General features: G+C 65.0%; 18 protein-coding genes. 7 read left to right on the top strand and 11 right to left on the bottom strand.

The window, feature by feature from the left end:
- Positions 1-225: 225 nt before the first annotated feature.
- The 3 genes from VW23_RS25695 to VW23_RS25685 all read right to left on the bottom strand — a co-directional run bounded on the left by VW23_RS25695 (position 226) and on the right by VW23_RS25685 (position 3,595).
- On the bottom strand, positions 226-1,908 hold the full coding sequence (locus VW23_RS25695) for a pilus assembly protein TadG-related protein (RefSeq protein ID WP_069912329.1): 1,683 nt from the start codon (positions 1,906-1,908) through the stop codon (positions 226-228).
- The gene (locus VW23_RS25690; RefSeq protein ID WP_069912328.1) at positions 1,905-2,366 is read right to left on the bottom strand and encodes a TadE/TadG family type IV pilus assembly protein; all 462 of its coding nucleotides are present in this window, start codon (positions 2,364-2,366) and stop codon (positions 1,905-1,907) included. The genes VW23_RS25695 and VW23_RS25690 overlap by 4 nt, the downstream gene beginning before the upstream one ends.
- A 350-nt stretch (positions 2,367-2,716) precedes the next feature.
- Complete coding sequence (locus tag VW23_RS25685) at positions 2,717-3,595, bottom strand: ATP-binding protein (RefSeq protein WP_069912327.1); 879 nt, start codon at positions 3,593-3,595, stop codon at positions 2,717-2,719.
- A 185-nt stretch (positions 3,596-3,780) separates the two neighbouring features.
- Here VW23_RS25685 and yajC point away from each other — a divergent pair, with 185 nt between their 5' ends.
- The 5 genes from yajC to VW23_RS25660 all read left to right on the top strand — a co-directional run bounded on the left by yajC (position 3,781) and on the right by VW23_RS25660 (position 9,981).
- The gene (gene yajC, locus VW23_RS25680) at positions 3,781-4,137 is read left to right on the top strand and encodes a preprotein translocase subunit YajC (RefSeq protein WP_069912326.1); all 357 of its coding nucleotides are present in this window, start codon (positions 3,781-3,783) and stop codon (positions 4,135-4,137) included.
- Positions 4,138-4,275: 138 nt separating this feature from the next.
- On the top strand, positions 4,276-6,834 hold the full coding sequence (secD, locus tag VW23_RS25675; protein WP_069912325.1) for a protein translocase subunit SecD: 2,559 nt from the start codon (positions 4,276-4,278) through the stop codon (positions 6,832-6,834).
- Positions 6,835-6,837: 3 nt separating this feature from the next.
- Positions 6,838-7,227, top strand: coding sequence for an Mth938-like domain-containing protein (locus VW23_RS25670; protein ID WP_069912324.1), 390 nt, complete (start codon positions 6,838-6,840; stop codon positions 7,225-7,227).
- A complete protein-coding gene (locus VW23_RS25665) occupies positions 7,224-8,063 on the top strand; it encodes a phytoene/squalene synthase family protein (RefSeq protein ID WP_069912323.1) in 840 nt (279 codons plus the stop codon). The genes VW23_RS25670 and VW23_RS25665 overlap by 4 nt, the downstream gene beginning before the upstream one ends.
- A gap of 70 nt (positions 8,064-8,133) precedes the next feature.
- Complete coding sequence (locus VW23_RS25660; protein WP_069912322.1) at positions 8,134-9,981, top strand: DUF4153 domain-containing protein; 1,848 nt, start codon at positions 8,134-8,136, stop codon at positions 9,979-9,981.
- Here VW23_RS25660 and trmFO read toward each other — a convergent pair.
- Positions 9,965-11,356 (bottom strand): methylenetetrahydrofolate--tRNA-(uracil(54)-C(5))-methyltransferase (FADH(2)-oxidizing) TrmFO, encoded by a 1,392-nt coding sequence (trmFO, locus tag VW23_RS25655; RefSeq protein WP_069912321.1) that lies wholly within the window; start codon positions 11,354-11,356, stop codon positions 9,965-9,967. The genes VW23_RS25660 and trmFO overlap by 17 nt on opposite strands.
- 44 nt (positions 11,357-11,400) lie before the next feature.
- Positions 11,401-12,081: a hypothetical protein gene (locus tag VW23_RS25650; protein ID WP_069912320.1), complete on the bottom strand. Its 681-nt coding sequence runs from the start codon at positions 12,079-12,081 to the stop codon at positions 11,401-11,403.
- A gap of 124 nt (positions 12,082-12,205) precedes the next feature.
- Here VW23_RS25650 and VW23_RS25645 point away from each other — a divergent pair, with 124 nt between their 5' ends.
- Entirely contained in the window at positions 12,206-12,853 is a 648-nt protein-coding gene (locus VW23_RS25645) for a glutathione S-transferase family protein (protein WP_069912319.1), read from the top strand.
- Between the two features lie 95 nt (positions 12,854-12,948).
- Here the strand turns inward: VW23_RS25645 and VW23_RS28425 are convergent, their stop codons facing one another.
- The 5 genes from VW23_RS28425 to uvrA all read right to left on the bottom strand — a co-directional run bounded on the left by VW23_RS28425 (position 12,949) and on the right by uvrA (position 18,454).
- Complete coding sequence (locus VW23_RS28425) at positions 12,949-13,098, bottom strand: DUF1127 domain-containing protein (protein WP_082434573.1); 150 nt, start codon at positions 13,096-13,098, stop codon at positions 12,949-12,951.
- 208 nt (positions 13,099-13,306) lie between these two features.
- Positions 13,307-13,453 (bottom strand): hypothetical protein, encoded by a 147-nt coding sequence (locus VW23_RS29175; protein ID WP_176730489.1) that lies wholly within the window; start codon positions 13,451-13,453, stop codon positions 13,307-13,309.
- Between the two features lie 184 nt (positions 13,454-13,637).
- Positions 13,638-14,693 (bottom strand): dipeptidase, encoded by a 1,056-nt coding sequence (locus VW23_RS25640; protein ID WP_084646488.1) that lies wholly within the window; start codon positions 14,691-14,693, stop codon positions 13,638-13,640.
- A 91-nt stretch (positions 14,694-14,784) separates the two neighbouring features.
- Positions 14,785-15,405, bottom strand: coding sequence for an RNA ligase family protein (locus tag VW23_RS25635; protein ID WP_069912317.1), 621 nt, complete (start codon positions 15,403-15,405; stop codon positions 14,785-14,787).
- 160 nt (positions 15,406-15,565) lie between these two features.
- Positions 15,566-18,454, bottom strand: a complete 2,889-nt coding sequence (gene uvrA / locus VW23_RS25630; RefSeq protein WP_069912316.1) for an excinuclease ABC subunit UvrA — start codon at positions 18,452-18,454, stop codon at positions 15,566-15,568.
- Positions 18,455-18,866: 412 nt separating this feature from the next.
- Between uvrA and ssb the strand changes: the two genes are divergently transcribed.
- A complete protein-coding gene (gene ssb, locus VW23_RS25625) occupies positions 18,867-19,382 on the top strand; it encodes a single-stranded DNA-binding protein (protein ID WP_069912315.1) in 516 nt (171 codons plus the stop codon).
- A gap of 200 nt (positions 19,383-19,582) precedes the next feature.
- On the opposite strand, the gene VW23_RS25620 is transcribed toward ssb, so the two are convergent.
- Positions 19,583-20,356, bottom strand: a complete 774-nt coding sequence (locus tag VW23_RS25620) for a class I SAM-dependent methyltransferase (RefSeq protein WP_069912330.1) — start codon at positions 20,354-20,356, stop codon at positions 19,583-19,585.
- Between the last annotated feature and the right edge of the window lie 8 nt (positions 20,357-20,364).

Here is a 20,364-nt window from a genome sequence, read left to right as displayed (position 1 = left end):
TCCGTACCCTGCTCAGGATCAACGTCCTAAACGCCTTCCAGCCACCACGACGACGACCAAACTCAATGCAAGGACAGATGGAACTCAGCCTCAATCCACCATCACCCAAAAATCCCGGACAGTAGTGGGCCTGCGCCGGGATGACATCGCGTTTGGGGCGCCGCTTGGTGGTGAGCTCGCTTGGTGCGGTCCGCCTTCGCGGGGAGGCCCGTTTCCTGAAGCGCTCTAGCCTACCAGCACCGGGCGGCTGCAGGTGACGCTGTAGACCCGGACGTCGGCCTCGCCGAGGCCGACTCCGAGAACCTCGAGCACGCCGAAGATAGTGCTGTCGAGCACCGGCGCCAGCGGCGCCACAAGGGTGCGCACCGCCGCTTCGATGACCGCATCGCTGGACAGCCCGAATCCGAGCACGTCGACATCGATATCGAGCCCGTCGAGCAGCGATTTCGACAGGCTGCCGACGATCGTGTGGTTGGTCGCGGTCTTGACCGTTCCCTGCTTCACGTCGTCGCTCGAGAAATTGAGCAGGATCGGCGAGGTCTGGCCGATGGCGACGGCGGCGCTGGCCTTGATCTTGAGCAGCAGCGGGACCGACAGAATGGTGGCCTGGCTGACCACCGGGAGGGCGCCGAAATCGGTGAAGCTGGCGCCCGAGAGATTACCGATGGCGAGGCGCGCCGCGCCGGGCAGCACCTCGACCACGGCGCTGCCGGCCTGCTTGCCCAGGCTGGGGCAGGTGAGCGAGCGGATCCGCGCTTCGGCATAGGCGGCTTCGATATAGATCGGCAGGGTGACGCCGGCGCCGAGCAGCACCGGGCTGCCGAGCAGCTTGACCGTGAGCTTCAGCCGGGTCTGCGCGGTCCGGGCGACGGCGCCCTTCTCGCCAACGCGGTACCAGGCATGCTGCGGCGGCTCGCCGATGGCGACGCTAAGAGCGATGCTGGTGAGGCCGGGCAGGCTGGCGCCGACGTTGAGATCGATCTGCTTGCCGTTGCCGGCGATCACCGCCGCGGCATTGAGCAGCTCGAGCGCCGAGAGGCCGGCGAAGTAACCAGATTCGCTGCCCACCGGCAGGGTCGAGAGCGAGCCGATATCGAGCAGCTTGAGCAGCGGGATGGTGCCGGTATCGGCGATGGTGGTGGAGAGCGTGGTGGCGGCGGTCTTGGCGGTGCCGGTGAGAACGCTTGCGAGGGCGCCGGCAATGGCGCCGCGGCTGGCCGAGGCCTTCAGCACGTCGCCATAGGTGGCGGCCGAGAGGTGGAGGTTCTGGTTCAGGGCATCGAGGAAATCGAGGAGGTCGACCTTGGCATCGAGCAGGGCATTGTAGCTCATCACGTCGAGCGTCGCCGAGGTGCCGAGCAGGCTCTTGAGCAGGGCGTTGGCGACGCCGCCATTGACCGAGGCGAGGCGGGAGCCCACCGAGAAGGCCGCCTGCGGGTTGGCCGTGGCCAGCGCTGCAACGGAGATTTCGGGCGGCGCCTGCCAGGGCCGGGCGAGCCACAGCGTGCCGGTCTTGCGATAGGTCACCTGCACGGCATTGGGCGGCGAGCCGCCGGGGGAGAAGCGCGCCGTGACCGACAGTTCCGGGGCTGCTTTGTAGTGGCCGGTCACCACCTGTACGGGGCGCGACGAACGGATCTGGATCGAGGGATCGTCGATGCTGAGGGTGGCGCCGATCAGCCCGTTGGCCTGGAAGGTTTTGAAAGCGGTGTCGAGCGCCTTGCTGGGGTCGGTCGCTGCGGCGATAGCAGCGAGGTCCGCCACCGACTGCGCCTGCCGCCGCTCGAGATAGAGCGAACCTTCATCGACGGCAAAAGCGCCGGCGAGCATCACGACGGGCAGGATCAGCGCGAACATCACTGCGATGTTACCGCGCTCCTCGCCCTGGAAGCGGCGCAAAACCTTCATGTGCCACCGAGGCGGATGGTCGAGGTGTAGCTGATGAGCTTGCCCGGCATCGGCACCGGCAGCCCCCAGATCGGCAGTTGCGAGGCGTCGTAGGTGACGGTGACCTTGTACTGGTTGGGATCGCTGGCATCGTCGCCGATGGCGAAATCCACCTCGTCGGGATCGATGAAGACATAGGAGCCGGCATTGCTCTCGATGAATGCCGTAACCAGGGTGTTGCGCTCGGTGGCGCTGAGACCGGCGATCGAGGTGCGCGCGGCGTCGGCGGCGATCTGCTGCACCGAGTTGGCGGCGCCGAAATAGATACCGTAGGCGAGGACGCCGACGATCATCAGGATGAAGACCGGAGCGATGATGGCGAATTCGACCGCCGAGGCGCCGTCGTGATCGCCGGCAAGACGCTTGAGGCCACGAAGTGACCACACGTGGCGCAACTGACTGTCTCGTTGCCTAGGCATTCGAGTACCCCACAAGTGGCCGCCACCCTCCTGGGCAGGACGCTCGGCCGGTCGTGTCAGGCGCTCGACGACTTGCGCCCGGGACCACGGAATACGAGATTAGTCAAATAGAGATAAGTATACGCAAGATAAGTGGAATTCCCGTGAGCAATGCGGAAACACCGCGCTGGCAACATCTGCGCGTAGGACGGCGCGATGGCGCTTAGCGATGTACGTGGTGATGCTTATGGGGGGGCGGCGAATAGCGAATGGCGAGTAGCGAATAGAAAGGGGTTGCGAGGGCGCTGTGACATCCGCAGCCCGGCTACTCGCTACTCGCTACTCGCTACTCGCTACTCGCTACTCGCTACTCAGATAGCCTTACCCTGTTCTCCGGCCAGTGCGCGGACGAACTGGATGGCGACGCGGCCGGAGCGGGCGCCGCGGGTCATCGACCATTCGACGGCGCGGGCGCGCAGGGTTTCGTCGTCGATCACGAGGCCATACTCGTCGCAATAGCCACGGATCATCGCCAGATAGGTCGGCTGGTCGCAGTTGTGGAAGCCGAGCCAGAGGCCGAAACGATCGGACAGCGACACCTTCTCGTCGACCGCTTCGCCCGGGGTGATCGCCGTGGACCGCTCATTTTCCACCATGTCGCGCGGCATCAGGTGGCGGCGGTTGGACGTGGCGTAGAACAGCACGTTTTCGGGCCGGCCTTCGAGGCCGCCATCGAGAATGGTTTTGAGCGACTTGTAGCTGGTCTCGTCCTTGTCGAAGCTCAGATCGTCGCAGAACACGATGAAGCGGGCGGTCTCCTCTTTGGCGATGAGTCGCATCAGGCGGGGCAGGGCTTCGATGTCCTCGCGAGCGATCTCGATCAGGATCAGCCGTTTAGTACCGGGTTCGCCCAGTCCGTTGATGTGGGCGTGCACGGCCTTGACCAGTGAGCTCTTGCCCATGCCGCGGGCGCCCCAGAGCAGCGCGTTGTTGGCGGCATAGCCGCGCCCAAACTGCAGGCTGTTCTGCAAGAGGATCTCGCGCACGTCATCGATGCCCTTGAGCATGGCCAGCGGCACCCGCGATACCTTCGGCACCGGGATGAGCGCATCCGCCGCGGCGTCCCAGTGATAGGCGTCGGCGTCGGTGAGGGCAGGGGCCGGAGTGCCGGCGCCGGGCTTCATGGCGTCGAGTGTATCGGCGATGCGGGCGAGGGCCGCCGCGATGTCGGCGGAATAGTCGGTGGTCATATGGGCGAACTCCCGGGTACGCCCCCGTTTTGACGCAGCCCGATTGGCTTTGCAATCCTTGTGCACGGCCTCTATATTCCGGCCGATTTTTGCCGGGTTGGACTGTCCAGCGCCGGAGACCAGCCCTATATGGGTCCACAACGGCCATCCGACGTGCCGACAGCCACTATGCAAGGAGTTTCTTAATGTTCGTGACCCCCGCCTTCGCGCAAGCCGCAGGTGCAGCCCCCGCCGGTGGCATGGGCGCCGGTGATCTGCTGATCCAGTTCGCCCCGATCCTGTTGCTGGTCGTGATCTTCTGGCTGCTGATCTTCCGTCCGCAGCAGAAGCGCATGAAGGCGCACCAGGCGATGCTGTCGTCGATCAGCCGTGGCGACACCGTGGTCACCTCGGGTGGTCTCGTCGGCAAGGTCACCAAGGCGGTCGACGGCGAGGACCTCGAGGTCGAGATCGCGCAGGGGACCCGCGTCAAGGTCACGCGCGGCGGTATCTCGGATGTCCGCTCCAAGTCGACGCCGGTCAACGACAACAAGGCTTCCTGAGCCACCCATTCCAGCCGGCCCCCAAAATGGGCCGGCTGACGCATTTCTGACATAGACGCGGAGCCACTGGGCTCCGCTTGCCCATGGGGCAGCTTGCTGCTTCCCGTTAGGGCACCATACAGGACCCAAGTTCCGACCATGCAGTCATCGCCAATCCGGTCAGCCATCATCGTCATCGTTGCGATACTTGGCATCCTGTTCACCATCCCGAGCTTCCTGCCCAAGGATATCCTCGCCGCCTGGCCGGGTTTCCTGCCCAAGCAGACCGTGGTGCTCGGCCTCGATCTGCAGGGCGGCTCGCATCTGCTGCTGCAGGTCAACCGCGAGTCGATCATCACCGAGCGGATCAAGACGCTGCGCCGCGACGTGCGTTCGGCGCTGGCCAACGACAATGGTATCGGCAACCTGATCACCACCGGGCCGGATTCGATCACCATCGAGTTGACCGATCCGACGCAGAAGGCGGCCGCGATGACGGCTGTGCAGAAGCTGCAGAACAATGTCTCGAGCAGCTTTGGCGTCGGCGGCGTGCCGGAACTGGCCTTCTCCGAGACGCCGGACGGCAAGATCGTGGTGTCGCTGACCGCCGACGGGGTCAAGGAGCGCATGTCGTCGCTCGTCGCGCAGTCGATGGAAGTGATCCGCAACCGCGTCGACGAGGTGGGCACCACCGAGCCGACCATCCAGCGCCAGGGGCAGGACCGTGTGCTGCTGCAGGTGCCGGGTTTCGAGGATTCCGAGCGGCTGAAGAAGATCGTCCAGCAGACCGCGCGCCTCACCTTCCACCTGGTCCATCCCTCGATGACCGCGGCGCAGGCCGAGGCGCAGGGTATCCCGTCGGGCTATTTCATTCTCCCCAGCGCTGATGGCGGCAACGAGCTGCTGAACGAGAACATCGAACTCGGTGGCGAGTCGCTGACCAATGCGCAGCCGGGCTTCGACCAGCAGACCTCGCGTTCGGTGGTGAGCTTCCAGTTCGACACCCGCGGCGCCATCACCTTTGGTGAAATCACCTCGAAGAATGTCGGCAAGCGTTTTGCCATCGTGCTCGACAACCAGGTGATCACCGCGCCGGTCATCCAGCAGCCGATCACCGGCGGTTCGGGCCAGATCAGTGGCAACTTTACGCCACAGACCGCCAGCGACCTCGCTGTGCTGCTGCGCGCCGGTGCGCTGCCGGCCAGCCTCGACGTGGTCGAAGAACGCTCGGTCGGCCCCAGCCTCGGTGCGGATTCGATCCGCGCCGGTATCACCGCCGGTGCGGTGGCGTCGGTGCTGGTGCTGGCCTTCATGGTCATCGCCTACGGTCTGTTCGGCGTGTTCGCCAACGTGGCGCTGGTGCTCAATATCTTCCTGATCCTCGGGTCGCTCTCGGCCATCGGCGCGACGCTGACGCTGCCCGGCATCGCCGGTATCGTGCTCACCATCGGCGTGGCGGTCGACGCCAACGTGCTGATCTATGAGCGCATGCGCGAGGAGCAGCGAGCCGGCAAATCGATCCTTGCGGCACTGGACGCGGGCTTCCACCGTGCCTGGGGCACCATTATCGACTCCCACCTGACGCAGCTGATCGCGGCGATCGTCCTGTATTTCCTCGGCTCGGGCCCGATCCAGGGCTTTGCCGTGACGCTGGCGCTGGGCATCCTGACCTCGCTGTTCACCGCCTATACGGTGACCCGCTTCTTCATCGGCATCTGGTACCACTGGAAGCGCCCCAAGACGCTGAAGATCCAGCATTTCCGGTTCATCCCCGACGGCACCAAGATCGACTTCATGAAGATGTCGCGCAACGCGATCATCCTCTCGATCGTCCTGACGGTGCTCGCTATCGGCACCGCCTACTTCAAGGGCTTCAACCTCGGGATCGACTTCGTCGGCGGTTCGGCCATCGAAGTGCAGCATACGGCGGAGGGCGACGCCGACCCGGCGCGGGTGCGCGAGCTGCTCGAAACGCTGCACCTCGGCGAAGTCCAGGTGCAGAGTTTTGGCACGCCGCAGGATCTCCTGGTGCGCATCCAGCTGCAGGAGGGCGGCGACGCCGCCCAGCAGGTGGCCGTGCAGGAAGTCACCAAGACGCTGGCCACCGAGAGTTATGAGGTGCGCCGTACCGAAGCGGTGAGCGGCACGGTGTCGGGTGAACTGGCCTTCAACGGCACCATCGCCGTGCTGGTGACGCTGGTCGCCATCCTGATCTATGTGTGGTTCCGCTTTGAATGGCAGTTCGGCCTCGCCGCCGTGACGACGACGCTGCACGACGTGATCATGACAGTCGGGCTGTTCTCGATAACCGGGCTGGAGTTCAACCTCTCCTCGATCGCGGCGGTGCTGACACTGGTCGGTCTATCACTCAACGAAACGGTGGTGATTTCCGACCGCGTCCGAGAGAACTTACGAAAATACAAGAAGATGTCGGTGCCCGAGATCATCAATCTCTCGATCAACCAGACCATCGTTCGTACCTCGCTGACGCAGTTCACCGTGCTGCTGGCGCTGTTCCCGCTGGTGTTCTTCGGCGGCGAGTCGATCCGTGGCTTCACCATCGCCATGACCTTCGGTTCGATCTTCGGCATGTATTCCTCGATCTTCATCGGCGGCCCGATCCTGATCCATTTCGGGCTCAAGCCGCGCAGCGAGATGGAAGAAGAGAAGGAAAAGAAGGCCAAGGCGAACAAGCGCGCCGACGGCGCCGCGGTTTAGCCCGTGGTTGAGCGGGGGGAGGGGTTCTATCCCCGGCAGGTCCCCATCGACGCCTACGGCAATGGCGGTTTCCGCTTCGCCGGCATGTCGCATCGCGGCTCACTGCTCTGTCTCCCCGGCGGCATGTTCGCCTGGGAGGCGACGCTGCCCGCTGAGGTGTCGGTCGAGAGTCTTCAGGCCGTGCTCGAGGCCGCCGACCAGCTCGATGTGCTGCTGATCGGGTTGGGCGGCGATATCGCCGGGCTCGACCCCGCGGTGCGCGCCGCGCTGAAGGAGCGCCGGGTGATCGTCGAAGCCATCGCCACCGGTGGGGCGGTTCGCACCTATAACGTGCTGCTGGCCGAGGATCGTGCCGTGGGCGCGGCGCTGCTGGCGGTCGAGAGCGCCCGATGAGCGAAGGCGCCGGGTACGTCGCGAGCTTTCTGCGCGATGCCGACCGTGACCGCTATTTCGCGACGCTGCTGCTCAAAGAGCCGGAGCGGACGGCGATCCAGTCGCTCTACGCGTTCAGTGCCGATGTGGCGTCGATCCGTGACCGGGCCCGCGAGCCGACGGCGGGAGAAATCCGGCTGCAATGGTGGGCCGATGCGCTGAAGGGGACGGGGCACGGCAATGTGCGCCAGAACCCGCTGGCGGCAGCGCTGCTCGATGCCATCGAGACGTACCGACTGCCGAGCGGCCCGCTGCTCCGGCTGGTGGCGGCCCGGCGCTTCGACCTCTACCAGGACCCGATGCCTGACGTTGCGAGCTTCGAGGGGTATGCCGGGGAAACCGTCTCGGTGCTGTACCAGCTCGCCGCGATGGTGCTGAACGGCGGCGCCGAAGTCGAGACCGGCGATGCGGCCGGGCATCTCGGCGTGGCGCAGGCGCTGGCCGGGCACCTGCGCGCCTTCGGCTTCAACGCCTCGCAGGGCCGCATCTTCCTGCCGATGAACATCTTTGCGGCCAATGGCATGACCGATGGCGAAATCCTCGCCGGGCAAGCAGGCGAGGGGCTGTTCGCGGCACTCGGCCAGATCAACGATCTGGCGGTCGAGCACCTGGGCAAGGCGCAGCGCGCCATCGCGGCGCTGCCACAGCCGCTGCGGCCGGCCTTCGCGCCGGCGGCGTTGCTCGGGCCTGAGCTGCGCCAGGCCGCCCGCAACCGCGCGCCGTACGCCGCGACCGCCGCGACGGCGGACTGGCGCAAGATCCTCGCCATGTGGTGGTGGTCGGCGCGTCGCGCGTGACGGCGCTGGTAGCCGGCCGGAGAATCGCCATCATGGCACCGCAGGCATTGCCTCGGGGGATGAGGGCAGCATGGGCTTCAGGGCGTGGTTGGAGAAGCAGGCTCCGGATTTCCTGCTCACCGGCCAGCGGTTCTGGTTGGCGATCCTGTTCGCGGGTCTCACCACGATCGTCGTCATCGGGGCGATCAATGGTATCGCCGAGATGGACGAAGAAGTCTGGGCCCGCGTCGCGCTTGGCCTTGCCACCGCGGCGGTGCTGGCTGTCGCCGGCGTTTACTTCGCCGAGAGCCGGCCGGAAGCGCGCGTTACGGGCCTTATCCTCAGGTATATGTTGCCGGTTGTCGTCGCTGCAGCGTTCCAGCTGACCGACATCACCTGGCTCGTGCCCTATGCGCTGCCGGTCGTGGCGGTGCTCTGGCTGTCGGTCTCGCCCTTCACACGCATCGAGCGTGGCGCGCCACGCGACGAGGTGCAGAACCGCTTCTGGTGGGTCAACTTCCAAGCGTTCACCACAGCTGTCATCGCCGCAATAGCCTTGCTGCTGATTGCGCTCGGCCTGTTCGCCATCGAGCGCTCACTGTCGGTGCTGTTCGGGGTTGAGTCGAACCAGTTGTTCTATCGTTGGGTGTTGCCGTTCGCCGGTTTGTTCCTTGCGCCGGTCTATTGGCTCTCGACGCTGCCGCACCTTTCGGCATACCGCGCCGAAGAGCTGGAGCGCCCGGACTTCCTGCCGCGTGCCTTTGGCTTTCTCGGCCAGTTCGTGCTGGTGCCGCTGCTCTTGATCTATAGCCTGATCCTGCTCGCCTACACCGTGCAGATCGCTATCGCCCAGCAACTGCCGGAGGGGCTGATCGGCTGGATGGTGCTCGGCTTCGTGGTGATTGGCGCTGCTACCTGGCTGTCACTGTATCCGCCGTTCATTCGGGCGCGGGCGCTCGCCCGGTTGTTCCGCGGCTGGTGGTTCTGGCTGACGCTGGTGCCGCTGGCGCTGTTCTTCGTCGCGGTGTGGACGCGGGTGGATGCCTACGGGCTCACGGATGAGCGCGTGCTGCTGGTGGCAGGCGGCGTGTGGGCAGCAGTGCTGGCAGCGGTGTTCCTCGTCGGCCGCGGCGACATCCGGCTGATGCCGGCTCTGGCGGGAGCTATCCTTCTGGCGATTTCGATCGGGCCCTGGAACTACGGCAATCTTTCCATGCAGCAGCAAATGGGGAAGCTCGACGCACTGGTCATGAACGCCGGCGCGGACCGCTCGGCGAGCCCACCGAGGCCGGATTGGACGGGCGCGGAGATCGCGCAGGCGACAAGTATCATCGACTACCTCAGCGGCAGCGCCGAAGGTCGGACCGGGGTTCGGCACGTCATGGGCAAGTACGGGATAACCTGGCAGGCCGACCGCGATGGCTCCGCCGTGGTCCTCCCCGCACTCGGATTTGCGCCCTATGGAAGTCTAATGGCGGAACATAACGCAACGATCTGGCGCAGGGTCACCCCGGTTCCGGTCGCGGCGACCCCATTTTACCTTGGGCAGGTGTCGATCCTGCGGCCCGGGTCTACGGTCAGTACGTTCATGCGTTGGACCGATCAGGAGGGGAGCGAGCACGTCAATACGACGCGGGAAGGCGGCGGCGAGATCGCTCTGTCGATCGACAACGGACAGCTAAGGATCGAGGTCCTGCCTGGCGCGACTGCATCAGGCGACCTCGCCGTTCCGGTTGTGCTCGGTCTGGCAGCGTTCGCAGCTCGTCAGACCAAGGAGTACCTCGTTGAGCCCTGGATTGATTTCACCTTTGCCGAGGCCAACTACCGGCTAGCCGTGGACACGGCTAGCTTCGAGCGTGTCGCTGAACGCGAGGACCTGCAAGTCACCGGCCTACTGGGCCAATTGTTTGCCGACCGGCCGCCTACGCCCACGCAATAATGTCGTCGAGCGCCCGCGAGGTGATCGCTTCTTTCTTGGCGATGGTCTTTTCGGTCGATTTCCAGCGGCCGACATGGCCTTCGGGTTTGGTGATCGATACCGGCGGGAACAGGCCGAAATTGACGTTCATCGGCTGGAAGCTGCGCGCCCCGGAATAGGCTTCGGCCTCGAGATGGCCGCCGGTGATGTGGTTGATCAGGGCGCCCATGGCGGTGGTCGCCGGCGGGATCGCCAGTTGCTCGCCGCGTGCGTCGGCGGCGGCCATGCGGCCGGCCATCAGGCCGACGGCGGCGCTTTCGACATAGCCCTCGACGCCGGTGACCTGGCCGGCAAAGCGCAGCCGCGGCATCGCCTTGAGCTTGAGGTTGGCGTCCAGGACCTTGGGGGAGTTCAGGAAGGTGTTGCGGTGCAATCCGCCGAGCCGGGCGAACTGCGCGTTCTCGAGGCCGGGGATCATGCGGAAGATCTCGGCCTGGATGCCGTAGCGCATCTTGGTCTGGAAGCCAACCATGTTCCAGAGCGTGCCCAGCGCATTGTCCTGGCGGAGCTGCACGATGGCATGCGCCTTGACCGTCGGATTGCGGGGGTTGGTGAGACCGACCGGCTTCATCGGACCCCAGCGCAAGGTATCGCGGCCGCGCTCGGCCATCACTTCGATGGGCAGGCAGCCATCGAAATACGGCACCTTCTCCCAATCCTTGAACTCATGCAGCGGGGCGCTGATCAGCGCGTCGACGAAGGCGTGGTACTGCGCTTCGTCCATCGGGCAGTTGAGGTAATCCTGCCCATTGCCCATCGGTCCGACCTTGTCGTAGCGCGACTGGGCCCAGACGATGTCGTGGTTGATCGACTCATGGTGGACGATCGGCGCGATGGCGTCGAAGAAGGCGAGCGAGTCCTCGCCCGTCAGTTGCTGGATCGCTTCGGCGAGGGCCGGAGAGGTCAGCGGCCCGGTGGCGACGACGACATTCTGCCACGCCTCGGGCGGCAGGCCGGCGACTTCGCCGCGCTCGATCGCGATATTGGGGTGGTTGTGGATGGCGGCGGTAACGGCATCCGAGAACGCGTCGCGGTCGACCGCCAGCGCTCCGCCGGCCGGCAGCTTATGCAGGTCAGCGGCGCGCATGATCAGCGAGTTGCAGCGGCGCATTTCTTCATGCAACAAGCCGACGGCGTTGTGCTGGTGATCGTCGGAGCGGAAGCTGTTGGAGCAGACCAGCTCGGCAAAGCCTTCGGTCTGGTGCGCATCGGTCTTCTGTGTGGGGCGCATTTCGTGAAGCACCACCTTGGCGCCGGCTTCGGCAGCTTGCCAGGCGGCTTCCGAGCCGGCGAGGCCGCCGCCGATCACATGAATGGGTTCGAGGTGTTTTGACATGGGCGCCAAATAGCAAGCCCAGCCCGTCCGGGCAATGGCGCGGCTCAGTCCAGCCAGGGGAAGCCGTCGGGGTCAGATTTGGCGCGTTCGAGGATCAAGGCGTCGTCGTGGCCACGGATCTGCTCGAGGAATGGAAAGTCCTCCGGGGCGACGGCGATGCGGGCGAGCGGGGTGACGGCCTTGAGGCTCGCCCATTGCGGTACGTGGGCGCGCTGGCCACCAACCATCAGCGGCGGCATCTGTTCGAAACTGTCACGGGGCAAGAGGTAGAGGGTGCCCGCGCGAAAGGCACGAGCGTCGAGCGCCGGCTGGCTGATCGAGAAGAAATAGAACGGATCGCCGAGCGAACCGTCATCCAGCTCGACCCGCGCCGCCGAGTTGACCAGCAACATCGGGTGCGTCGCGCGATCGAGGATGGCGTAATACATCGACCACAGGCCATCCGAGGCGCCGTACACCGCCTGGCGATTACCGAACGGATGCGCGTCGTGCGATTGGCGCGGCTCGAACTGTTCGATGGCGCCGTCCGGCGAGCCGTGGGAGATCAACTGTCGCGTGTCGACGATGTGGCTGATGAACTGCCAGCGCGGCCAGGGCAGATCATAGTCGATCAGCGTATTGGGGCCGGCAGCGACGGCATCATCGAACAGCGCGTCGAACGCGGCTTGCGCCTCGGCACCAGGCATTGGCGGACGGGTGAGAAAGGGTGAGGGCTGCTCAGTCATGACGGGTTTCCGTTAGGGACGGGCGGCAGGCTAGCATCGCCTCTACAACACGCAACTTCCCGCGCCGGCGGTTGCGCACCACCTGAGCGATGGGTAGCAATGTCGCCCGAACAGGGAGGCTGGCATGACCATCACGCTTTGGGGGCGACTGAGCTCGGCGAATGTCCAGAAGGTCGTCTGGGCGCTGGAAGAGCTGGAACTGCCCTACGAACATGTCCCGCTGGGCGGCAGTTTCGGCGGCAACAGCGAGCCGGAATACCTGGCGATGAACCCCAACGGGCTGGTGCCGACGCTGCGCGACGGCAAGCTGACGCTGTGGGAAAGCCACGCCATCGTCCGCTATCTCAGCGCCGAGTATGGCAGCGGGCTGCTGTTCCCGATGGAGGCGCGGGATCGCGCAGCGGTGGACCAATGGACGGACTGGACGGCGACGACGTTCCAGCCAGCCTGGATCGGGCTGTTCTGGCTGAAGGTTCGGACGCCGGAGGCGCAGCAGGACGCTGCGGCGATCGACAACGCGCTGGTGGCTTCGCTGAGGTGCTTCCGAATGCTCGAGGCGCGGCTGGCGGAGGCGCCGTATCTGGGCGGCAGCGAGCTGAGCTACGCCGATATCGCCGCCGGTGCGGCGCTGTTCCGCTGGTCGACCATGGAGATCGAGCGGCCCGCGTTGCCGCATGTCGAGGCCTGGCATGCGAGGCTCAACGAGCGCGCGGCGTTCCGCAAGGCGATCAATGTGTCATATGAGGAACTGGTGGGGCGGCTGGCCTTCTAGGAGGAACGAAGCCCCAGAAAGGCTGAACGCCCGCTTCTATCAGGAAGCGAGCGTTCTAAGATGCCGGCGTCAGGCACGAACCAGAGAGCGAACCGTTAGATGGTGCGCGCATGGTCGCGGGCGATGCGCTGGATGTCGGTGCGAGTGATGCCGAGATCGCTCAGCTGACGGGTGTCGAGAGCGTTGAGCTCACGGACGGTCTGCTGGTAGGCGGCCCACTTCTTCAGCGTAGTGCGAATACCCATTTGAAGTCTCCTTTCGTTTACGAGGACATAGATAGTCTCGTTCGGTCTGGACGAGCAGATGGAGATGCATCAGAACCGTTATGCGTCTGGCGCATGGCATTAACCGCTCACGTTCATGTGCGATTCAGACTGGCGGCGAGCTGCGGGCAAGAAAATGGCCGCCGGGCACACGGCGGCCATTCTCGAATGGTTAGCGACAGATGAAGGGCTAGCGGTCGAACAGTCCGCGGGTCATCTTCTGGAAGTCTGGTCCCGCAATCCCCAGAGCATCGCGGGTTGTGGGGACGTCCAGTTCCCGCAAGGTCTGCCTGATGTCGACCAGTCGCCGGCGGCGCCAGACGGCACGAACAAACATGGCGTTCTCCTTTTGCGGATCACCACTCGCTAAGCATGGGCCGATTTGCGCGAATGCGCATGCAGTGAGTTATCAGTGCCGGCATGCATCAGGTGCATGGCAATTTCACGCGACTGTCACAGATTTCGCGCAAAAGCGCCGGCCGCCCGGCCGGCGTCGCAATGTACGGAGATCGAGGTCGGAGTCAGCCGATGGTGCGTTCGAGCAGCGACAGCCAATTGCCGGTACCCAGGCGCTCGAGCAGCGGGCGGTCATAGCCGTGGCGCTCCAGTGCTTCGACCAGCACCGGCAGGTCGGCCGCCGAGCCGATGGCCGCCGGGATCATGGCGCCGTCGAAATCCGAGCCGATACCGACATGGGTGTCCCCGGCGATCTCGATCAGGTGGTCGAGGTGGCGGACCATCAGCTCGATATCGGTATTGGGGTTCATCTGCCCATCGGGCCTGAGGAAGCCGGTGGCGAAGTTGAGCCCAACCATGCCGTTGCTGTCGCGAATGGCCCGCAACTGGTCGTCAGTGAGGTTGCGCGGTGTCGGGCAGAGGGCATGGGCGTTGGAGTGGGTGGCGACCAGCGGGGCGCTCGACAGTTCCGCCACATCCCAGAAGCCGCGCTCGTTGAGGTGTGACAGGTCGATCAGCACGCCAAGGCGGTTGCAGGCCGCCACCAGGCGCTTGCCGGCATCGGTGAGACCCGGGCCGATATCGGGCGAGCCGGGGAAACGGAACGGCACGCCGTAGCCGAAGGCGTTGTTACGGCTCCATACCGGGCCGAGCGAGCGGAGCCCGGCGGCGTAGAGCACGTCGAGGAAATCGAGCTCCGGATCGATGCACTCGACACCTTCGATATGGAGGACTGCCGCCATCGCGCCCCGTCCTATGGCAGCGCGGATATCGGCGGCGCTGCGGCACACCGCGAACTGGCCGGCTGAAGCCCGCTCGAGCTGGAACAGCAGCGAGATCATTCGCACCGCGCTGGCGCGCGCCGTATCCATGGGGAGCGGTGGCGGCATCGGCACTTCACCGCCGGCGGCGCGCAGGGCGCCAAAGTCGATCTTTTCGGGCGAGGGGCAGAAGACTGCGAACAGGCCACCCGCCAGGTGACCGGCGCGGGCCTTGGGCAGATCGATATGCCCCGCCTCGCCGCCGGCCAGAAAGCCGGCGACCGGATCGGCAGTGGTGGAATTGAACAGGCGCAGCAGCGCGTCGTTATGGCCGTCGAAGATGGGGAGGGGCGTGGTCAAGGTGAGGTCCGTGCGCAAGAGAGTCTGAGCGAGAGAAGAGCAGGGGCCGAGGATCGGAACAAGAGCCCGCCACCCGGTTCTCCGGCCGGCGTCACTTCGCCAGGCGATTGGCGATAAGCTCGGCCTTCATCCAGTGCGTTTCGTCCTGAACGTGGCCCGCCCGCACATACTTGCCCATGCGGATGGGCATTTCCGCCTCCGGGAATGCGGCTGCGACGCGCACGACGAAGCCTTCCTGCCTTGTTCGGTCCAGTGACGCCGCGATGCCTTCGAACAGGCCTGGCCTGAACGGCCCGCGGTAGAGTGCCGGCACCGGCGTGACGCCGAGCTCCTCGAACCGCGCCAATGTCGCGTCCCACGGTTGGACTTCGTCATCGATGATCCAGCCGAAGCCGAGGAAGTAGGATGGCAGCTCGTCGTAGCTCACCGAGCGTCGGGCATAGAGATTCTCGCCGACGATGCGTTCGCCATCGGCCAGTTGCGGGCTGATCCCGGCCGCAAAGGCCTTCAGCCAGTCGCGCGACGGATGGTATCGGCTATCGGGGCTGCGGGCGTGCGAACCGCCGCGATGAATGGTGGTGTTTTCGCCGTCCATCTTCTCGGTGACCACCAGATCTTCGACCATCAGCCCGTCGAGCCCGAGCATGACCTTGTCGTCGCTGGTGGCGCCGGGCGAAATCGGCAGGTGGTAGGTGCGTCCGTACTTCCTCATGATGGCGAGCAGTAACGTCCCATCGGGCCGCGACGCAACCCGCTGCCCAGGTTGCGGGGCGGCAAACGTCAAGCGACCCGAGGGATCGGGAACGATGCTCGCAGTCGGCGCACCCTACTGGAAGCCCGCGAGTTCTTTGGAAGCGTGCTCTTCGGTGCGCCTACTCCGCCGCGGTGCGTTGCGGGCGGCGTTCCATGACGTCCTTGAGGAAGCGGCCGGTGTGGGAGCGAGGGTTGGCGGCGATGTCCTCGGGGGTGCCGATGCCGACCACCTCGCCGCCGCCATCGCCACCTTCCGGACCCATGTCGATGACCCAGTCGGCGGTTTTGATGACTTCGAGGTTGTGCTCGATCACCACCACGGTATTGCCAGTGTCGACCAGCTCGTGCAGCACTTCAAGCAACTTGGCGATGTCGTGGAAATGCAACCCGGTTGTCGGCTCGTCGAGCATGTAGAGCGTCCGGCCGGTGGCGCGACGGCTGAGCTCCTTACTGAGCTTGACGCGCTGCGCTTCGCCGCCTGACAGCGTCGTCGCCGGCTGGCCGACCTTGACGTAGCCCAGCCCGACGCGCTGCAGGGTGAGGAACTTCTCGCGGATCGAGGGCACCGCGGCGAAGAACTCGACGGCCTCGTCGATGGTCATGTCGAGCACGTCGGCGATCGACTTGCCCTTGAACTGCACTTCGAGCGTCTCGCGGTTGTAGCGATGGCCCTTGCACACTTCGCAGGTGACATAGACGTCGGGCAGGAAGTGCATCTCGATCTTGATGACGCCGTCGCCTTCGCACTTCTCGCAGCGGCCACCCTTGACGTTGAACGAGAAGCGGCCCGGGCCGTAACCGCGTGCCTTGGCTTCCGGCAGGCCGGCGAACCACTCGCGCATCGGGCCGAAGGCGCCGGTATAGGTGGCGGGGTTGGAACGCGGGGTGCGGCCGATCGGCGACTGGTCGATGTCAATCACCTTGTCGAGGTGCTCGAGGCCGGTAAGGTGGTTGTGCGGCGCCGGGTTGACGCGCGCGCCGTTCAGCCGGCGGGCGATCGCCTGGTACATGGTGTCGATCATCAGCGTCGACTTGCCACCGCCGGAGACGCCGGTGATGGCGACGAAATTGCCGAGCGGCACGTCGACCGAGACGTTCTTCAGGTTGTTGCCGGTGGCTCCGTCGATGTGGAGCTTCTTGGTCTTCGATTGCTTCCGCCGTTCGATTGGCATCGGAATGCTGAGCACGCCCGACAGATACTGGCCGGTGATGCTCTTGGGGTTGCTGATCACCTGCTGCGGCGTGCCTTCGGCGACGATATGGCCGCCATTGACGCCGGCGCCCGGGCCGATATCGACCACGTAATCCGCCAGCAGGATCGCATCCTCGTCGTGCTCGACGACGATCACCGTGTTGCCGATGTCACGCAGCCGCTGCAGCGTCTCGAGCAGGCGGGCATTGTCGCGCTGGTGCAGGCCGATCGAGGGCTCGTCGAGCACGTAGAGCACGCCGGTGAGGCCCGAGCCGATCTGGCTGGCGAGGCGGATGCGCTGGCTCTCGCCGCCGGACAGCGAGCCGGAATTACGGGCGAGCGTCAGGTAGTCGAGGCCGACATCGTTGAGGAAGCCGAGGCGCTCGCGGATCTCCTTGAAGATGCGCTCGCCGATCTTGTTCTGCTGCTCGGTGAGCTTTTCGGGCAGGGCGATGAACCACTCGGCCGCGGCCTTGATCGACTTCTCGCTGACCTGCGCGATATGCAGGCCATCGATCTTCACTGCCAGAGCTTCGGGCTTCAGGCGGTAGCCGCTGCAGGCGACGCAGGGCGCCTGCGACATGTACTTCTCGATCTCCTCGCGCATGCCGGCGCTCTCGGTCTCCTTGTAGCGCCGCTCGAGGTTGCCGATGACGCCCTCGAAGGGCTTGGTCGACTTGTAGGTGCGAAGGCCGTCGTCATAGACGAAGTTGATCGGGGTCGAGCCGGTACCGAACAGCACGGCGTGCTGCACTTCGAAGGGCAGCTCTTCCCAGGCCGTGCCGGTCGAAGCGCCAAAGTGCTTAACCACCGCCTGCAGGGTCTGCAGATAGTAGGGCGCGCTGGTCTTCGACCATGGCAGGATGGCGCCATCGCGCAGCGAAAGGCTGACATCGGGGACGATCAGGTTCGGATCGATCTTCCGCTCGGTGCCGAGGCCATCGCAGACCGGGCAGGCGCCGAACGGGTTGTTGAACGAGAACAGCCGCGGCTCGATCTCGGGAATGGTGAAGCCGGAGATCGGATCGGCGAACTTTTCCGAAAAGATCAGCCGCTTCGGGGCGCCGTTCTCATCGAGTTCGTCGGCGAACTCGGCGAAGGCGATGCCGTCGGCGAGCTTCAGCGCCGTCTCAAAGCTTTCGGCGAGGCGGGTGGCGATGTCGGGGCCGACGACCAGCCGGTCGACCACCACTTCGACATCGTGCTTGATCTTCTTGTCGAGGTTGGGCGCGTCCTCGATGTCATGGAACTCGCCGTCGATCTTGACGCGCTGAAAGCCCTTGCGCATCAGGTCGTTGAGCTCGCGCTTGTACTCGCCCTTGCGGCCTCGGGCGATCGGCGCCAGCAGATAGAGCCGGGTTTCCGGCGGCTGCGACATGACGATGTCGACCATCTGGCTGACGGTCTGGCTTTGGATCGGCAGGCCGGTGACCGGCGAATAGGGGATGCCGACGCGCGCGAACAACAGACGCAGGTAATCGTAGATCTCGGTGACCGTGCCGACGGTGGAACGCGGGTTGCGCGAAGTGGTCTTCTGCTCGATCGAGATGGCAGGCGAGAGGCCGTCGATCTGCTCAACATCGGGCTTCTGCATCATCTCGAGGAACTGGCGCGCATAGGCGCTCAGCGACTCTACGTAGCGGCGCTGGCCTTCGGCATAGATGGTGTCGAAGGCGAGCGACGACTTGCCCGAGCCGGATAGCCCCGTCATCACGATGAGGCTGTCGCGCGGCAACCTCAGGTCGATATTCTTGAGGTTGTGTTCCTTGGCGCCCCTGATGACGAGATCGCGGTTCGGATTAGGTCTGTCGGCCATCAAAGACTTCCACTTGACGAGGGCAAGCGACCATAGTGCCGCTTTGTGCCAAATCGTGTCAGGGTTTCAAAAAAGAGGGGCTAGGCCGCACATCTGGGTATCCGGCGCCCGACTTGCAACTTAACCACGCCGCAACGGTTCCTGTCACCACGGCGGTTCATGGCTCTCTTCAAACTTCACGTGAACATAAGAGGAACAGGATAGAGTCGGTCAAGTGCTGTCGTGCAGCGGTGCAATGCAGCAGGTGCTTGACAAACCGCGGCGCGAGGAGAACATAAGAGGAACGACGGCGAGCCGACGAAGCTGTGGGCTAAGGCCCTTTGGCGCGCGCGCCGTGCGGACGATAGCGGTAGGATACGCGCCGGAGTTTCTCCCGGGGCGCGTTTCCGGGAAAGTTGGAAAGGAAAATGCCATGGCTGGCAGCGTGAACAAGGTCATCCTGGTGGGCAATCTGGGCAATGACCCCGAGGTGCGGAACCTGCCCAGTGGCGGCAAGGTGGTAAACCTGAGCGTCGCGACCTCCGAACAGTGGCGCGACAAGAATTCCGGCGAGCGCAAGGAACGCACCGAGTGGCACCGCGTGGTGATCTTCTCGGAAGGCCTGGTGCGCGTTGCCGAGCAGTACCTGCGCAAGGGGTCCAAGGTCTATATCGAAGGCCAGCTGCAGACCCGCAAGTGGCAGGACCAGTCGGGCCAGGACAAGTACTCGACCGAGGTGGTGCTGCAGGGTTTCAACTCGAACCTGACTATGCTCGATGGTCGCAATGACGGCGAAGGCGCCGGCGCGTCGGGTGGCGGCGGCTTCTCCAGCCCGCGCGAATCCAGCAGCGGCGGCGGCTTTGGCGGCCCACCAGCCCGGCAGGAGCGCCGCCCGAGCTCGGCCCCGGCCTTCGAATCCGGCTCGATGGACGACGATATCCCGTTCTGAGACAACTGCCGCGGCGGACGAGTGTTTGAAACGGGTCGCGCAAGCGGCCCGTTTTCGTTTGCGGGCACCCAATGTTGCCCCAACCACGGTATCACCCCGGCGAAGGCCCATACGCTAAGTTAGATTCGTGCCCCACCCACCGGGTCATTCCCGCGGAAGCGGGAACCTCTGTTTTCTTGGCCTGCTGCACGATAATTGAGCTACCTCGGCACGATGCTGCCCCAGGTCACCAGCGTCCTCACGGTGTAGTTCAACTGCCCAGCTACTGCATGCGGGGCGAGAACATCATTGAGTTCGCTGTCAAACGCCGCTGTCCGGCTGCCGAGCTTCGAATAGGCCCAGGTGTCGCGCGAGTGCTGGCACTTGGTGAAATCGGTGACGCTCTGGCTGACCGGCGCGGTGAAGAACGCCCGACCGGCGACGTCGACATGGCCGCCAAAATCACTGGCGATCGCATCGGCCCATCGCGGCTCGAGCTGGCGGCCGGTGACTTCCATCACCCATTTGCCGAGAAAGCGCTGCCAGTCGTCGTGCCAGGGCGGCTCGAAGGCATCGTCGCCGGAGACTGCCGCAAACACGTGGCCGGGCGCCGCGTGTGCCAAGAGCCGCGGGAACAGCCGGTCATGCTCCATCCAATGGATACTGGCCGCGGCGACAGTGAGGTCGAAGCGCCAGCCATCGAGCGGCGCGTCTTCGGCGAAGCCGCGCACCCAGTGAAGGTTTGGCGCCCGGCCGTCTGGGAGGCTTTGGCCGAGCGCGATCATGTGCTGCGAGGGATCGACGGCAACCACATCGGCGAAATACCGCGTCAATGGACGTGAGACCTTGCCGGGGCCGCAGCCGATATCCAGCATCGCGTCGTGCCGGGGCGCCAACTCGCGCAGCTTCTCGAACACCGCTGCAGGGTAGGGTGGGCGATAGGGATCGTGGTCGGCGACCTCGCGGTTCTCCAAGGATGCCCCGGGACGCACCATCAAACCGG

This window comes from Devosia insulae DS-56 (assembly GCF_000970465.2).
In the GTDB taxonomy this organism is placed as follows: Bacteria; Pseudomonadota; Alphaproteobacteria; order Rhizobiales; family Devosiaceae; genus Devosia_A; species Devosia_A insulae.
The sequence above is the reverse complement of the archived record's forward strand: the minus strand, read 5'-3'. Positions and strand labels throughout refer to the sequence as shown.

Coding starts and splice junctions, on each gene's coding strand:
- secD (WP_069912325.1), top strand. CDS start 4,276: ATGCAGTCATCGCCAATCCGGTCAGCCATCATCGTCATCGTTGCGATA.
- VW23_RS25645 (WP_069912319.1), top strand. CDS start 12,206: ATGACCATCACGCTTTGGGGGCGACTGAGCTCGGCGAATGTCCAGAAG.
- VW23_RS25685 (WP_069912327.1), bottom strand. CDS start 3,595: ATGACCACCGACTATTCCGCCGACATCGCGGCGGCCCTCGCCCGCATC.
- ssb (WP_069912315.1), top strand. CDS start 18,867: ATGGCTGGCAGCGTGAACAAGGTCATCCTGGTGGGCAATCTGGGCAAT.
- VW23_RS25695 (WP_069912329.1), bottom strand. CDS start 1,908: ATGAAGGTTTTGCGCCGCTTCCAGGGCGAGGAGCGCGGTAACATCGCA.
- trmFO (WP_069912321.1), bottom strand. CDS start 11,356: ATGTCAAAACACCTCGAACCCATTCATGTGATCGGCGGCGGCCTCGCC.
- VW23_RS25620 (WP_069912330.1), bottom strand. CDS start 20,356: ATGGTGCGTCCCGGGGCATCCTTGGAGAACCGCGAGGTCGCCGACCAC.
- VW23_RS25635 (WP_069912317.1), bottom strand. CDS start 15,405: ATGAGGAAGTACGGACGCACCTACCACCTGCCGATTTCGCCCGGCGCC.
- VW23_RS28425 (WP_082434573.1), bottom strand. CDS start 13,098: ATGGGTATTCGCACTACGCTGAAGAAGTGGGCCGCCTACCAGCAGACC.
- VW23_RS25690 (WP_069912328.1), bottom strand. CDS start 2,366: ATGCCTAGGCAACGAGACAGTCAGTTGCGCCACGTGTGGTCACTTCGT.
- VW23_RS25665 (WP_069912323.1), top strand. CDS start 7,224: ATGAGCGAAGGCGCCGGGTACGTCGCGAGCTTTCTGCGCGATGCCGAC.
- uvrA (WP_069912316.1), bottom strand. CDS start 18,454: ATGGCCGACAGACCTAATCCGAACCGCGATCTCGTCATCAGGGGCGCC.
- VW23_RS29175 (WP_176730489.1), bottom strand. CDS start 13,453: ATGTTTGTTCGTGCCGTCTGGCGCCGCCGGCGACTGGTCGACATCAGG.
- VW23_RS25660 (WP_069912322.1), top strand. CDS start 8,134: ATGGGCTTCAGGGCGTGGTTGGAGAAGCAGGCTCCGGATTTCCTGCTC.
- VW23_RS25650 (WP_069912320.1), bottom strand. CDS start 12,081: ATGACTGAGCAGCCCTCACCCTTTCTCACCCGTCCGCCAATGCCTGGT.
- yajC (WP_069912326.1), top strand. CDS start 3,781: ATGTTCGTGACCCCCGCCTTCGCGCAAGCCGCAGGTGCAGCCCCCGCC.